The 14,725-nt window shown below is 67.6% G+C and carries 15 protein-coding genes; 6 read left to right on the plus strand and 9 right to left on the minus strand.

Annotated features, from left to right (window positions below):
- Window positions 1-6: 6 nt before the first annotated feature.
- From HWY37_RS25035 to HWY37_RS25075, 9 genes are all read right to left on the minus strand, one after another.
- Window positions 7-1,182 carry an acyl-CoA dehydrogenase family protein gene (locus HWY37_RS25035; protein WP_175206247.1) on the minus strand — a complete coding sequence of 392 codons (1,176 nt, stop codon included), beginning with the start codon at window positions 1,180-1,182 and terminating at the stop codon, window positions 7-9.
- Window positions 1,183-1,187: 5 nt separating this feature from the next.
- On the minus strand, window positions 1,188-2,429 hold the full coding sequence (locus HWY37_RS25040) for a dihydrolipoamide acetyltransferase family protein (RefSeq protein ID WP_176090095.1): 1,242 nt from the start codon (window positions 2,427-2,429) through the stop codon (window positions 1,188-1,190).
- 3 nt (window positions 2,430-2,432) lie between these two features.
- Window positions 2,433-3,221 carry an enoyl-CoA hydratase/isomerase family protein gene (locus HWY37_RS25045; RefSeq protein WP_175206245.1) on the minus strand — a complete coding sequence of 263 codons (789 nt, stop codon included), beginning with the start codon at window positions 3,219-3,221 and terminating at the stop codon, window positions 2,433-2,435.
- A gap of 14 nt (window positions 3,222-3,235) precedes the next feature.
- Window positions 3,236-4,210 carry an alpha-ketoacid dehydrogenase subunit beta gene (locus tag HWY37_RS25050; protein WP_175206244.1) on the minus strand — a complete coding sequence of 325 codons (975 nt, stop codon included), beginning with the start codon at window positions 4,208-4,210 and terminating at the stop codon, window positions 3,236-3,238.
- 1 nt (window position 4,211) lies between these two features.
- Window positions 4,212-5,183: a thiamine pyrophosphate-dependent dehydrogenase E1 component subunit alpha gene (locus HWY37_RS25055; protein ID WP_175206243.1), complete on the minus strand. Its 972-nt coding sequence runs from the start codon at window positions 5,181-5,183 to the stop codon at window positions 4,212-4,214.
- Between the two features lie 229 nt (window positions 5,184-5,412).
- Window positions 5,413-6,186 (minus strand): IclR family transcriptional regulator, encoded by a 774-nt coding sequence (locus HWY37_RS25060; protein ID WP_175206242.1) that lies wholly within the window; start codon window positions 6,184-6,186, stop codon window positions 5,413-5,415.
- A gap of 85 nt (window positions 6,187-6,271) precedes the next feature.
- Entirely contained in the window at window positions 6,272-7,048 is a 777-nt protein-coding gene (locus tag HWY37_RS25065; protein ID WP_176090096.1) for an enoyl-CoA hydratase/isomerase family protein, read from the minus strand.
- Window positions 7,045-9,186, minus strand: a complete 2,142-nt coding sequence (locus HWY37_RS25070; RefSeq protein ID WP_176090097.1) for an acetate--CoA ligase family protein — start codon at window positions 9,184-9,186, stop codon at window positions 7,045-7,047. Before HWY37_RS25070 ends, HWY37_RS25065 begins: the two co-directional genes overlap by 4 nt.
- A gap of 1 nt (window position 9,187) precedes the next feature.
- Window positions 9,188-10,189, minus strand: coding sequence for a tripartite tricarboxylate transporter substrate binding protein (locus tag HWY37_RS25075; RefSeq protein ID WP_175206239.1), 1,002 nt, complete (start codon window positions 10,187-10,189; stop codon window positions 9,188-9,190).
- Between the two features lie 228 nt (window positions 10,190-10,417).
- Here HWY37_RS25075 and HWY37_RS25080 point away from each other — a divergent pair, with 228 nt between their 5' ends.
- From HWY37_RS25080 to HWY37_RS25105, 6 genes are read left to right on the plus strand one after another with little or no spacing between them, the layout of a single operon-like run.
- The gene (locus HWY37_RS25080) at window positions 10,418-11,566 is read left to right on the plus strand and encodes an acyl-CoA dehydrogenase family protein (RefSeq protein WP_176090098.1); all 1,149 of its coding nucleotides are present in this window, start codon (window positions 10,418-10,420) and stop codon (window positions 11,564-11,566) included.
- Window positions 11,563-12,372: an enoyl-CoA hydratase/isomerase family protein gene (locus HWY37_RS25085; protein WP_176090099.1), complete on the plus strand. Its 810-nt coding sequence runs from the start codon at window positions 11,563-11,565 to the stop codon at window positions 12,370-12,372. The genes HWY37_RS25080 and HWY37_RS25085 overlap by 4 nt, the downstream gene beginning before the upstream one ends.
- Window positions 12,369-13,520: a thiolase family protein gene (locus HWY37_RS25090; RefSeq protein WP_176090100.1), complete on the plus strand. Its 1,152-nt coding sequence runs from the start codon at window positions 12,369-12,371 to the stop codon at window positions 13,518-13,520. The genes HWY37_RS25085 and HWY37_RS25090 overlap by 4 nt, the downstream gene beginning before the upstream one ends.
- A gap of 1 nt (window position 13,521) precedes the next feature.
- Window positions 13,522-13,923: a Zn-ribbon domain-containing OB-fold protein gene (locus tag HWY37_RS25095; RefSeq protein WP_176090101.1), complete on the plus strand. Its 402-nt coding sequence runs from the start codon at window positions 13,522-13,524 to the stop codon at window positions 13,921-13,923.
- Window positions 13,920-14,315: a hypothetical protein gene (locus HWY37_RS25100; RefSeq protein WP_176090102.1), complete on the plus strand. Its 396-nt coding sequence runs from the start codon at window positions 13,920-13,922 to the stop codon at window positions 14,313-14,315. Before HWY37_RS25095 ends, HWY37_RS25100 begins: the two co-directional genes overlap by 4 nt.
- 8 nt (window positions 14,316-14,323) lie before the next feature.
- Complete coding sequence (locus tag HWY37_RS25105) at window positions 14,324-14,716, plus strand: MaoC family dehydratase (protein WP_176090103.1); 393 nt, start codon at window positions 14,324-14,326, stop codon at window positions 14,714-14,716.
- Window positions 14,717-14,725: the final 9 nt, after the last annotated feature.

Raw genomic sequence — 14,725 nt, forward strand, 5'->3', positions numbered from 1 at the left:
GCAGTTTCAGTACGACTTCGGCATGCCGAGATCGTGGATGGCGATGTAGTTCAGGATCATCTCTTCCGACACCGGCGCGAACTTGAACAGCCGGGCATCGCGCCACAGGCGCTCGACGTGGAATTCACGCGCGTAGCCCATGCCCCCCATGGTCTGCATGCTGCGTTCGATGGCGTGGCTGGCGGCCTGCGATCCTATCAGCTTGGCGATGTTGGCCTCGGAGCCATACGGCAGCCCCTGGTCGCACAGCGATGCCGCATTCAGGTTCATGAGACGGGCGCACTGCAGCTCCGCGTGCGACTGCGCCAAGGGGAACTGCAGGCCCTGGTAGGCGCTGATGGGCTTGCCGCCGAACACCTTGCGGTCATTGGCGTACTGCACCGCCAGGCGCTCCGCCAGCCGGCCCGCGCCGACCAGGCTGGCCGTGGTCACGATGCGCTCGGTGTTGAGCACGTCCAGCAGTTCGCGAAAGCCCTTGTCCAGCGTGCCCACCAGTTCATGCGCCTCGATGCGCACATTGTCGAAGAACACCGAGCAGGCGCTGAGGGTCTGCGTGCCCACTTTCTCGATGGCCGAATAGCTCAGACCCTCGCGCTCGACGTCGATCATGAACATGGAGATCCCGTCGGTGGGACGCGCGCCCTCGACCGGCTTGGCGGTGCGCGCCACGACCAGCATCTTCTGCGCCGCGTCCACGGCGGTGATCCAGATCTTGCGCCCGTCCAGCCGCCAGCTGCCGTCGGGCTGGGCCGCCGCGTAGCTCTTCATCGCCAGCGTGTTGGTGCCCGCGTCGGGCTCGGTGAGCGCCATGCAGAAATTGATCTCGCCGCTGGTCAGTCCAGGCAACAGCTCGCGCTTCATCTGTTCGCTGCCGAACTTGGAGATCGGCACGCCGCCAAAGATCGGATTGATCATGAACAGCTGGCCCAGGGTCGAACCGCCGCCCCCGGCGGAAAGCTCTTCGACGATCAGCGCCAGTTCCACCATGCCCAGGCCGGAGCCGCCGTGCTCCTCCGGCAAGGCCGCCCCCGCCAAACCCGCCTCGCAGATGGCCTGCCAGCATTCCTGGGGGAACGCGTTCTTGCGGTCCTGTTCATACCAATATTCCACGCCATACGTTTCACCGATGCGGCGCGCGGTCTCGACGATCAGCTTCTGCTCGTCCGAAAGCGAAAAGTCCATGAAGTCTATCCTTGGGTATGGGTGCGCAGCAGCCGGTACGGGTCCTGCAGCAGTTCGATGACGTGATTGAGGAATTTCAGCGCGCCGGCGCCATCATGCAGCCGGTGGTCCGCCGCCAGCACCAGGCCCATCTCGCGCCGCAACGCCGGCGCGCCTTGCGCGTCGGGCCGGAATACCTCGCGGATGCTGCCCACGCCCAGGATCGCCGACTGCGGCGGATTGATGATGGGCGTCATGTACGTGACGTTGAACATGCCCGCGTTGGAAATCGAGATGGCGCCGCCGCTCATGTCGTCGCGGGTGGCATTGCCCGTGCGCGCGCGCTCCAGCAAGGCGTCGGAGCGCCGGGCGATGCCGTCCAGCGCCACGCCCGCCAGGCCGTGCAGCACCGGCGCCATCAGGCCGCGCTCGGTGGTGACCGCCACGCCGACGTCGATGTCCTGGAACTGCACGATATGGTCGTCGTTCCAGATGCGGTTCTGTTGCGGCAGCGCCTCCAGCGCCCGCGCCACGGCCGCGATGACGAAGTGGTTCAGCGTCAGCCTGGGCGCGTCGGGCTGGCCGTTCAGCCGGCTGCGCAGCGCGAGCAGCTCGCTGACTTCGGCCTCCGCCGCCAGATAGAAATGGGGGACCTGCTTGGCCTGCGTCATGCGCCGCGCCATGGTCTGCACCAATCCGCTCGCGGCGATGCGTTGCGCGTCCTCCGCGGCGGGCGCCGCCGGAGCCGTCGCCGCAACGGCAGCCCGGGTTGGCGCCGCACGCGCCGATGCCTGCGCCTGGCGCACATCCGCCGCCTTGATGCGCCCGCCCGGCCCCGTGCCGCCTACGCCAGCCAGATCCACGTCCAGTTCGCGAGCCAGACGCCGTGCCAGCGGCGTGGCCACAATGCGGCCTGTCGCCGCGGACGCGGACTCCGGTTCGGCGGACGTCTTCGCCTCCGCCTCTGGGGCTGGATCCGCCTCGCCGGCGGCAAGCGCCTGGGGTTCCAGCCCGCCCTGCTGGCCCGGCCCCGTCCAGCGCGCAACCACGGCGCCGACCGGCACGGTCTCGCCCGCCGCCACCAGGATCTCACCGATCAAGCCATCGGCCTCGGCCGCGATCTCGTTGGCGACCTTGTCCGTTTCCACCACGAACAGAGGATCGCCGGCCTTGACCTGGTCGCCCGCGACCACGCTCCATTCGATCAGCATGCCCTCGGTCATCGTCAGGCCGAGCTTGGGCATCAGGAGGTCGTTCAGCGCGCCCATGGGCTATTGCCCCGCGAAGCGCGCTTCGCGCTTTTCCAGGAACGCGCCTATGCCTTCGTGGGCATCGCGCGTGTCCAGCACCAGGCCTATCATGGCCTGTTCATGCGCCAGCGCATTGGCCAGCGGCATGTCGGCCCCGTCGCGCAGCGTGCGCTTGAGCAACTTGAGCACCAGGGGCGATTTGCCGGCGATCTGTTCCGCCAGGGCCAGCGTCTGCGCCATGAGTTCCTCTTTCGGCACCGCGCGGTTGGCCAGGCCCATGCGCACCGCGTCGGCGGCGGCGATGCGTCCACCCGTGAACATCAGTTCCTTGGCCAGGCAGGGCGCAACCTGCCGGATGATGCGCTGCGTGCCGCCCGCGCCGGGAAACAGGCCCAGATTGATTTCCGTCAGCGCGATCATGGCGCTGTCGGCCAGGATGCGCAGGTCCATGGCCAACAGCAGTTCAGTGCCGCCGCCCAGCGCCCAGCCGTTGACGGCGGCGATCGTCGGCTTGTCGCTGACTTCTATCCGGCGGAATACGCGGTGGATGTCCTCGGCGAACTCCTGGTAGTGCGCCAGCCCCTGGCGCGAATTCAGGTCGGCCAGGTCGCCGCCCGCCACGAAGGACTTGTCGCCGGCGCCGGTGATGACGATGACCCGGCAGTCGTCGCTGGCTTCCAGCGCGGCGAACGCGCGCTCCAGTTCGATCAGCGTCGGGATGTCCAGCGCGTTATGCACCTTGGGACGGTTGATCGTGATGATGCCGACGCGGTTGCGGACTTCGGTAAGAATGCTGGCTGCTTCGTTCATGTCGTCTCCTGGAGTCAGGCGCAGAGCTTGCGCGCGGCCGCAATGACATCGGCCTCTTGCGGCTGGTACTGTTCTTCTAGCGAGGGGGCAAACGGCACCGGCACGAAGGGCGCCGCAACGCGGGCGATGGGCGCGTCCAGCTCGTCGAAACCGATGTCCGCCATGCGCGCGGCAATCTCGGCCCCCACGCCGAACGCCTCGACGGCTTCGTGCACGATGAGCAGGCGGTGAGTGCGCTTGAGCGAGGCCAGCACCGCCTGTTCGTCCCAGGGTTGAATGCTGCGCAGATCCAGCACTTCCGCCTCGATGCCGTCGGCGGCCAGCGCCTGAGCGGCCCGCAGCGCCTTGTGCACGGTCGCGCCATAGCTGACCACGGTCAGATCCCGGCCCGCGCGCGCCGTACGCGCCTGGCCCAGGGGGATGGCTGCTGCGTCGTCGGCCACTTCGCCCTTGAGCGCGTACAGGGCCTTGTTTTCCACGAAGACCACCGGGTCCGGGTCGCGGATCGCCGATTTGAGCAGGCCGTAGGCGTCGGCGGGATTGCTGGGGCAGACCACCTTCAAGCCCGGCACGTGGGCGAACCACGCTTCCAGGCACTGGGAGTGCTGCGGGCCCGCGCTGATGCCGCCGCCATGCGGCGTGCGCACCACCATGGGCACGCTGGCCTGCCCGCCGAACATGTAGCGGGCCTTCGCGGCCTGGTTCACCAGCGCGTCCATGGTCAGCGTCATGAAGTCCATGAACATGATTTCAAGCACCGGCCGCAACCCGGACAAGGCCGCCCCCACGGCGGCATTGGCCATCGTCGCCTCGGAAATCGGCGTATCGCGGATGCGGTCCGGACCGAAGCGGGCGTGCAGCCCGCGGGTCACGCCAAACGGGCCGCCGGCCTCGGCGATATCTTCGCCGAACAGGAATACCGTCGGATCTTCCTCCATGCACTCGGCCAACGCGCGGTTGATGGCATGGGCAAAACGAAGTTCAGCCATCTCAGTTCGCCTCGGTAGTGGTGTAGACATCGTTGCGCGCGTCCTGCCAGACCGGCTGGCGGCCCTGCCGCGCGCGCTCGACCGCGCGTTCGACCTGCGCCTGGACCTCTTCGAACGCCTGTTCGCGTTGCGCCTTGGCCACCCCTTCCTTGTCCAGCACCGCTTCGAAGCGCGCGACCGGATCGTGCTCGCCCAGGCCTTCGATCTCTTCCGAAGGACGGTACTTCTGGGGGTCGCCTTCATAATGGCCGCGCCAGCGGTGCGTGATGCACTCCAGCACCCGCGGACCCGCGCCTGCACGGATGCTGGCCACGGCCGCGCGGGCAGCGTCCGCGACCTGCAGCACGTCGTTGCCGTCGATTTTTTCGTGGGGGATGGAGAAGGCCGCCGACAGCTTGTCCAGCGGCGCCACGAATTGTTTGTGGGTGGGGGAGAATTCCGCCCAGCCGTTGTTCTCGCACAGGAACAGCAGCGGCAGGCGCCACAGCGCGGCCAGGTTCAGGCTTTCGTGCAGCACGCCTTCGGCCATGGCGCCATCGCCAAAGAACGCGACCGCCACGCGGTCCTTCTTGCCGACCTGATGGGCCAGCGCGCTGCCCAGCGCTATCGGTATGCTCGCGCCCACGATGGCATTGGCGCCCAGCATGCCGATCGACAGATTGGCCACGTGCATGGAACCGCCGCGCCCCTTGCAGATGCCTTCCTCGCGCGCCATCAGTTCCAGGAAGAAGTCCTCGATGTCGATGCCCTTGGCCAATGCATGGCCGTGGCCGCGGTGCGTCGAGGCGACCGTGTCGTCCGGACGCAGCACCATGCCCATCGCGGCCGCCACGGCCTCCTGGCCGATGCTCAGGTGTATGAAACCGGGCACTTCTCCGTCGGCGAACAGGCGTCCCAGCCTGAGCTCCGCCAGTCGGATGCGCAACATGCGCCGGTACGCGTCCAGCAACTGCTCTTTGTTGGCGCTAGCCACCATTGCCTCCTCGCAACAACCGCTTTGATTCCGCCGGCGATCTGCTCGCCGTCGAACTGTTACATATAAGTTATCAGTCAGTTAATTTACTAACCGTACGGTTAGATGAATCATAAGCAAAGGTTTTGGCGGACGTCAATCGGGTTTTTCAGGGAGTTCTTGCCGCGCCTGAACGGGCGGCAGCCGTCCCGCCCCTCGCGTGAAGAGGCGGTGGCGCATCAGCGGAAAATCAGGCCCGGCCGCCCGAGAGCGCGCGCGTGATCAGCACGGCGCGGTCGCGCAGGTCCGCGCCCAGGCGCTCCAGGGCATCGCCCGAAACCTGCGCGCTGAAGCCGACCGCGCTGATGGCCATGGCGGGTTTGCCGAATTCGTCGAGCACGGCGGCGGAGACGGTGCTCACGCCTTTGACGTAGTTGCCGGCATCGACCGCATAGCCCTTCTCACGCGCTTCGCGCACGCCTTCCAGGTAGTCCTGGAAAGGCGGCTTGTCGTCCCAGCGCAGATTGTCGAAACGCTGTCGCAGTTCCTTGTCGTCCAGGCCGGAATGCGCCGCCATGCACCGCCCCAGCGCCGCGATGTACATGGGCAGGCGCTGGCCCACGCTCATGTGCACGCGCACCGAACTGTCGGTGTCGGCGCGGTCCACCAGCACCACGCGTTCGTTCGAGGTGCGCTGCCAGAGCGTCGCGGTGACGCCATGGCCGCGCGCGATGTCGCGCAGATGCGGATGAACCAGCCGCACATAGGACCCCTGCTCCAGCACGCCCTTGGCCAGTTCGACCAGCCCCAGCGCGATCGAGTACGTCTTGGTGGCCTCGTCGAACGTCACCAGGCCTTCGTACACCAGCGTCTTGAGGAAGTTGTAGCAGGTGCTGGAATTGAGCTGGAGGTCGCGCGCCACCCGGGTCACGCCCACGCCCGAGGGCGCGGCGCTCAAATAGCGCAGCACGCGCAGCCCGCCCACGAGGGCGCCGACGAGTTTTTCCGGTTGTTCGGTCGTCATTCTGAAGACAGAGAATTTCTCTGGATAGAAAAGAGCAAAAATTGTGGCACAGAGCCCCTGCCCGCACAAACCGGCCGCGCGCGCCTCAATTCGCGCGCCTGGCGCGCATGTTGGCCAGATACGCCTGGATCGTTTCCCGCACGCCGGGCCGGGCGAAGTTCTCATGCATCAAGGGCTCCAGCGCGGCGATGCGGCCGATCGCGAGATCGGGCGGTTCCAGCTGCAAACGCGCCTTGCGGGCGATGGCCAGGGCTTCCCGGCGCGCAACGTAGAACGCCACGCGGTCGGCGGCAAGTTGGTCGAAGCCGTCAGCCGCGAGCACGTCCGTCACCAGGCCCAGCTCGCGCGCGGGCTCGGCCTTCAGCAACTGGCCGCTGAGGCACAGTTGCCGGGCCCGCGCGGCGCTAACCTTGGTCTGCAGCGCGGCCTGGACCATGACGGGATACATGTTGAAGGCGATCTCGGGGCAGGCAAGCGTCAGGTCGCTGGCGCCGATAACGATATCGGTCATGGCCAGCAGGATCACGCCGGCGCCGGCCGCCTTGCCCCTGGCCACGGCCAGGATGGGGCACGGGCAGCTCGCCATGACGCCCATCAGCTCACGCAAGCCTACGCCCTGCGCTTCCAACAACTCCGGGCTTTGGACGAATTCCTCGATGTCGCCACCGGCGCAGAACAGGCTCGGCGAGGCGCTGCGCAGCACGATCAGGCCCATGCCCGAGTCAGGCGCGCCATCAATCGCACGCCGCAAGGCGGCGAGCATCCCGGCATTCAGCGCGTTGGCCTTGGCGGCGCGGTTCAGCGTCAGCGTGCGGATGCCGTCGGCATCCTGCACCAGCACATGGTTTGCGGCGTCCATCATTCGTACCGGCTCACCACGGCATCGAGCACCCAGGCCTGGCCGGCGCCCACCGCCAGGGGATTGATCTCGATCTCCGCCAGGTCGGACCGCGCCAGGAACGCCTGGCACAGCTCCGCGATCTGCTTCGCCAGGGCCGGCAGGTCCACCGCGCCGCGGCCGCGGAATCCTTGCAGCAGTTTGGCGCAACGCAGGCTCCCGATCATTTCCTGGATGCCCGCCGCGTCCAATGGCAGCAGGCGGCTGGCCACGTCGGGGTCCAGTTCGACCTCCACCCCGCCGCGGCCGAGCGTCAGCGTGGGGCCGAACCGGGCGTCGCGGCGCAGCCCCAACAGCAATTCGTGGTCGAACCGCTGCATCGATTCCAGCAGGATGCCCATCGCATCGATGCCCCGGTCGCGCGCGATCTGGCGCAGCCGCTTCACGGCCGTCTGCAATTGCTCGTCATCCGCGATGCCCAGCACGACGCCGCCGATATCGCTCTTGTGCAGCACGTCGCTGGCCTGCAGCTTGGCGACGACCGGATAGGACAAGGGCGCGGGCAGACCGCCGGGCAAGTCGCCTTCCACCAGCACGCCGGCGGGAATCCCGGCAACGCCAAGTCCGCGCAACAGCGCCTTGCTGTCCCACTCCGCCAGGAACATGGTCTTGCCAGCGGACGCGGCGGCGGGCCCGCGGCCCGGCAGTGCCGGTTGCGCCAGCGCGGCGGCGCGCAGGCCGTTCAGGCGCACCGCCCCGCCCAGCGCCGCAACCGCCGGCGGAATGTCGCGGAACACCGGAATGCGCGCCTGCTGCAGCACCGCGACCGACTCCTCCTTGGCGCCGATCCAGATCACGACGATGGGGCGATGCGTGCGCTGGCGCGCATGGGCGATCGCGTCGGTGAATGCCGTGGCAATGCTATGCATGAGGCCGACGAACAGCACGATGGCGTCATTGCCGGGGTCGCGCGCCACGGCCTCCAGCGCGCGCGAGATGCTGGCCGTGTCCTGCACGACATTGCCGGTCAGGTCCAGCGGATTGGCGGCCTTGACGAAGGAAGGCAGCACGGGCGCCAGCGCCTCGGCCGTCTGCGGCGCGAGCGCCGGCAATTCGAGTCCCCAGCCTTCGGCCTCGTCCGCGATGAGCACGCCCGCGCCTCCCGACACGGACATGACGGCCAGTCGCCCGCCCTGCGGCACGCTGTCGAACAGGAACAGCCGCGCCACGTCCATCATCTGGCTCAGCGAATCCACGCGCAATGCGCCGTGCTGGCGCAGGCAGGCGTCATACAGCGCATCGTCGCCGGCCAGCGCCCCCGTGTGCGACGCGGCCGCCGCCGCGCCCGCCTGCGAGCGGCCGGCCTTGATGGCAATGACGGGCTTGCCCGTCTCCGCCGCGCGCCGCAAGGCCCGGCGGAACGCCTCGGAATCCCGGATGTCCTCGACATACAGGCCGATCACCCGCGTCTGCGGATCGTCGGCCAGGTACGCGATGGCCGAGGCGGCATCCATATCGCATTCATTGCCGGTGGTGATCCATTTGCTGAATCCCAGGCCCGAGCGCAGGCAGATGTCCATCCAATAGGCGCCCAGCGCGCCGCTCTGGCTGACGAAGGCGAAACCGCCCTGCTTGATGGGCGTCGCTTCCAGCGCGGTGGTGAAGGAGGCGATCAGGCCGGTGGCGCTGTTGGCCACGCCCAGGCAATTGGGGCCCAGTATCGTGACGCCCTGGGCGCGCGCGAGTTCGCCCAGGCGGCGCTGCAGCGCGGCGCCCTCCTCCCCGGTTTCGGAAAAACCCGAGGAAAACACCACGAAGGCCTTGACGCCCGCGGCCGCCCCTTCGCGCACCACGTCCTCGACCAGCGCCGCCGGCGTGCCGACGATCGCCAGGTCCACCGGTTCGCCTATCGCGGCCAGCGAGGGATAGCTCTTGAGGCCCTGCACCTGGTCGCGCGTCGGATTGACGGGGAACAGCTTGCCCACGAAGCCGCGCGACAGCATGTAGGCCAGCGGCCGGCCCGCGATCTTGCCCGGGTCGGCCGACGCGCCCACGATGGCCACGCTGCGCGCCTCCAGCACGGCGGCCGCGCGCGCGGCCCCGTCCAGCGGCGACAGCGCGGCACGGGCAGCGCCGCTTGCGGAATTCACTTCGTCCATCATGTCAGTTCGCATTGATGCCTGCCGTTTTGATGACCTGTGCCCAGCGCTTCATCTCGCCGTCCAGGAACTCGCTGAACGCCTGCGGCTCGGACGCGACCGGGATCACACCCTGCCCCAGCAGACGCTTGCGCACCACGGGATCGTCGAACTCTGCGCGCACCGCCCCTTGCAGTTTCTCGATGATGCCCTTGGGCACGCCCGGGGGCGCAACCAACCCCAGCCAGGTATTGCCGTTGAATCCCGGCAGGCCCGATTCGTTCAGCGTGGGGTAGTCGGGATAGGCCGGGGAACGCTCCAGTCCGGTGACGGCGATCAGCTTGAGCTTTCCGGACTTTACATAGGGTTCGGCCGACAAGGCATCCACGAACATCACCGACAGGGAACCACCGAGCAGGTCCGTCAGCGCCTGGGCGCTGCCGCGGTAAGGCACGTGCACCAGCTTGATGCCGGCCGCCTGCTGCAGCAATTCGCCGGACAGGTGATTGGATTGTCCGGTCCCCGCGGACCCGTAGGTCAAGGAGCCCGGCTTGGACTTGGCCAAGGCGATGAACTCCTTCAGGTTGGAAGCCGGCACCGACGGATTGGCGACCAGGAAGTTGGTCAGTTCCACCATCTGGGTGATGTTGCTGAACCCGTGCGCCGTGTCGTACTGCAGCTTGGAATAGATGCTGGGATTGATCGCGTGGCTGGTCGCCACGGCGCCCAGCGTATAGCCGTCGCCCGGCGCGCGCGCCACCGCGTAGGTGCCGATGGTTCCGCCGCCGCCCGGAAGATTCTTGACCACCGCCGGCTGGCCCAGGCGTTCGATGCCATGCGCGGCGGTGCGCGCGATGGTATCCAGGATGCCGCCGGCCGACGAGGCCACCACGATCTCTATCGGCTTGGACGGATAGGCGGATTCGGCGTGGGCCGGGGCTGCGCCCAGCGCCATAAAGGCGGCCGCGGCCGCACTGGCCAGCCGCGATGAGAACGAGGATTGAAGCAGGGGTATTCCGGTCTTCATGTTGTCTCCTATATTCTTTATAGCGAATAATTATCTTTATAGCGAATAAAGTCTAGGATCGGCATTCCTGCTTGTCAAGGAGAAAACCCCGAGATCCGATGATTGACGCATCAATGAACGGCCGCTATGATATTTTTTAACGAGAATATTTTTCTCTATATCGAATAAATAGCCAGCCGCGACGGGTTGGCGGCGGGCGCCGTCCGCAGAGACAAAAGGAGCATATCCGTGAGCTTGAGCTTTGCCTTTTCCAACGAGCACGAAGCCGTCCGCGACACCGTGCGGCGGCTGTGCCAGGAAGAACTCGCCCCCCTGGTTTTCGATGCCGAAGAGCAGGAGACCTTTCCCCGGCACGTCTTCGAACGCTGGGGAGACCTGGGACTGCTGGGCGTGCGCTACCCGGAAGCCGATGGCGGCAGCGGCCTGGACAAGGTCAGCGATTGCATCGTGCGCGAGGAACTGAGCTACCTGTCGCAGGCGTTCGCCTCGACCTGGTCGGCCCACACGCACCTGGGCATCTGGCCGATCTGGAAAGCCGGCACCGCGGCGCAAAAATCCCGCTTCCTGGCGCCGGCCCTGGCAGGCCGGAAAGTGGCGGGATTCGGCCTGAGCGAGCCGGACGGCGGCTCCAACGTGCGCGCCATGAAAACCCGCGCCGAGCGCGTCGAAGGCGGATGGCGCCTGCATGGCAGCAAGCTCTACATCACCAATGCGCCATTCGCCGACTTCCTGCTGGTGGCCGCGCGCACCAGCCCGGAACTGCGCCCGGAATCGATCAGCCTGTTCATCGTCGAGCTGCCCAATCCGGACTTCGAGATTGCCAAGCTCAAGAAGGAAGGCATACGCGCGTCGGAAACGGCGCTGATCCACATCGACAACGCGTTCGTCCCGGACGATTGCCTGCTGGGCGAAACCACCGGCACCTATCCGCTGATCCTGGAATCGCTGAGCGAAAACCGGGTGGGCGTGGCGGCCAATGCGTTGGGCATGGCGCGCGCCGCCTTCGATGCCGCCAGCGCCTACGCCAACGACAGGCTGGTGGCCGGCAAGCGCATCGGCCAGTACCAGGCCATCGGCCACAAGCTGGCCGAAATGTCGGCGCAGATCGAAGCGGCGCGCTGGCTGGTGTACTACGGCGCCTGGCGCGTGGACCAGGGCACGCTGGATGCCGCCACGGCCGCGCGCGTCAAGCTGGTCGCCAGCGAGACCGCAGTGTCGGTCAGCGAACAGGCCATCCGCATCTTCGGCGGCGCCGGCATCATGCGCGAGTACCCGGTAGGCCGCATTCACCGCGACGCCCTGGTCTACATCATTGGCGAGGGCACCAGCGAAATCCAGAAGAACATCATCGCGTACAGCCTGGGGTTCAAGCCATGACCGACTTTGTCCTGCGCGAGCGCCGCGGCGCGACGCTCATCATTACCCTGAACCGTCCTGAACGGCGCAACGCCTTCGATCTCGAAGTGCGGCAAAGCCTGGCCGAAGCCGTGCTCCAAGCGCGCGACGACGACGCCGTCAAGGCCGTGGTCATCACCGGCGCGCAGGGCGTGTTCTGCGCGGGCGGCGACCTGAAGTCGCTGTCCGAGGCCAAGCGCCCGGTCTACAAGGACCGCGACCGCATACGCCGCCTGCACACCTGGTTCCATGAGCTGGTCAACCTGGAAAAGCCAGTGATCGCCGCCGTGGACGGCCCCGCCTTCGGCGCCGGCTTCAACCTGGCCCTGGCCTGCGATTTCATCCTGGGCACGCCCACCGCGCGCTTCTGCGCCGTGTTCGGACGCATCGGCCTGGTGCCGGACCTGGGCGGCTTCTTCCTGCTGCCGCGCATCGTCGGCCTGCAGCGCGCCAAGGAACTGGTGTTCTCGGCCCGCGAAGTGGCTGCCGAGGAAGCGCACGCGCTCGGCATCCTGTACCGCATCGTGCCGGGCCCTGCCCTGCTGGACGAGGCGCTGGCGCTGGCCGCCCGCTTTCATGCGGCGTCGACCGAAGCGCTGGGCATGTCCAAGAACATCCTCAACCGCTCCTTCAACCTGGACCAGAACACGCTGGCCGAATTGGAAGCGCACGCGCAGGCGCTGGCCCTGCACACCGCCTATCACGACGACGCCGTGGCCCGCTTCCTGGACAAGCAGCCGCTCGCGTTCAGCTGGCCCGCCAAGACTGGCAAGGATGGCGACGCATGACGATGAATGCCTACATCACCGGGGCCAGCGACACCCGCGTCGGCGAGCTGCCCGGCTCCAGCTGCATGAGCCTGCACGCGGAGGCGGCATTCGGCGCGATCCGCGACGCGGGCCTGGAGCCCGGCGACATCGACGGCGTGCTGTGCGCGTACTCCTTTACCGAACCTCATCTGATGCTGGGCTCGGTGTTCTGCGAATACGCGGGACTCAGCCCGAATTTCTGCGCGGCCATACAGGCCGGCGGCGCCAGCGCCTGCATCATGGTCATGCAGGCCGCCGCCCTGGTGGCCAGCGGCCAATGCAATCACGTCCTGGTCGTGGCGGGCGACAACCGCCTGACCGGGCTGTCCCGCGACGGCGCGGTGGCGGCGCTGGCGGAAGTCGGCCATCCGCAGTTCGAACGCCCCTTCGGCATCAGCGTCCCCGCGTCCTACGCGCTGGTCGCGCAGCGCTACATGCATGAATACGGCGTGACGTCCGAGCACCTGGCCGCCATTGCGGTGGAGCACCGCCGCCATGCCGGCCGCCACCCCAAGGCGCACAAGCGCGAGCCCATCACCATCGGCGACGTGCTGAATTCGCGCGAAATCAGCTCGCCCCTGCGCATGCTCGACTGCTGCCTGGTTTCCGACGGCGGCGCGGCGCTGGTGATCAGCCGGCGCCCCGGTGGCGATGCCCGGCGGCCCGCCATCGAGATCCTGGGCGCGGGCCAGGGCCACACGCACGAACACATCGTCTCCGCGCCCAGCCTGGTCGACTTCGGCTGCAAGGCCTCGTCGGCGCGCGCGTTCGCGGCGGCGGGCCTGAAGCCCGCCGACATCGACGTCGCGCTCATCTATGACTCGTTCACCATCACCCTGCTGGTCGAACTGGAATCCATCGGCTTTTTCGCGCGCGGCGAAGCCGGACCCGCCGCCCTGCAAGGCCAGCTGGGCCTGGGCGGCTCTCTGCCTTGCAATACGCACGGAGGGCTGCTGTCCTATGGCCACTCGGGTGCAGCCGGCGGCATGTTCCACGCGGTCGAGGCCGTCCGCCAGTTGCGCGGACTGGCGGACGAACGCCAGGTGGACGGCGCCAGGCTGGCCTTCGTGCACGGAGACGGCGGCATACTTTCCGCCCATTGCTCACTTGTCCTGGGAGCCGCCTGACATGGAAAAACCCTCCATACGCCCCACGGCGGAAACCCGGCCTTTCTGGGAAGGCTGCCGCGACCGCAAGCTGCGCTACCAGCGTTGCGCGGATTGCGGCGCGGTGCAGCGCATTCCGCGCAGCGTCTGCACGCATTGCCACGGACTACGGCTGGACTGGCACGATTCGGCCGGCCTGGGCACCGTGCTCAGCCACACCACGGTCCATCGCGCCCCGACGCCCGCCTTCAAGGCGGACACGCCCTACGTGATCGCGCTGGTCGATCTGGACGAGGGCTTCCGCCTCATGGTCAACGCGCGCGGCGGCGCGAACTCCCCGCTGGCCATCGGCCAGCGCGTGCGGATCGGCTTCGAGCCGCGCGGCGACCATCTGCTGCCGATCGTGGAACCGGAGCTGCCATGAACCCGCTGTACACCTATGACCGTTTCCTGCCCGGCTCCGTGCTGGGCGACTGGGAAGAACCGTTGGACGCCAGGCTGCTCGCGCTCTGGGAACGCCTGTTCGGCTCGCACGCGCAGGACGCGCCCGCCCGTCAGGCCGGGCTGGCCGTGGCGCTGATGATGCGCGCCTACTTGAACGTGGTGACGCCGCGCCCGCCCGGCAACATCCACGCGCGGCAGGCGCTTTCCGTCCACGGTTTGCCGCAAGCCGGCGAACGGATCCGATCCACCGTGCGCTGCGTCGGCAAGGAATTGCGGGGCGAACGCCGCTATCTCCAACTGGAAGTCGCCGGCGAAGGCGAGGCGGGGCGCCCCCTCTACACCGGCCGGATGAACCTGATCTGGGCAGCCTAGGACCCGCCATGACGCCTACCCTTGAAACAGTCTCCATGACGGTCACGCAGGCAGACATCGATCTCTACGCCGAACTGACCAACGACTTCAACCCACTGCACGTGGACCCCGCGTTCGCCGCCGCCACGCCCATGGGCGGCACCATCGCCCACGGCACCCTGTCGGTCAACCTGATCTGGCAATCGCTGGCGCGCACGTTCGGAGCCGCTGCCCTGGAACGCTTCGATCTGGACATCCGCTTTCTCAGGCCCTTGCATGCCGGCGGCCTCATCACCGCGGGGGGCGAGGGGCTCGCCGATGCGCCGGGGCGATATGAGGTGTGGGTGAAGGACGCCAACGGCGGCGCGCTCATCGCCGGCCAGGTGGCGCTCGTCCATGCCGGCGAGCCGCCCTCCGACTGAACCAACCGG

The organism is Achromobacter anxifer (assembly GCF_903652925.1).
GTDB lineage: Bacteria > Pseudomonadota > Gammaproteobacteria > Burkholderiales > Burkholderiaceae_B > Achromobacter > Achromobacter anxifer.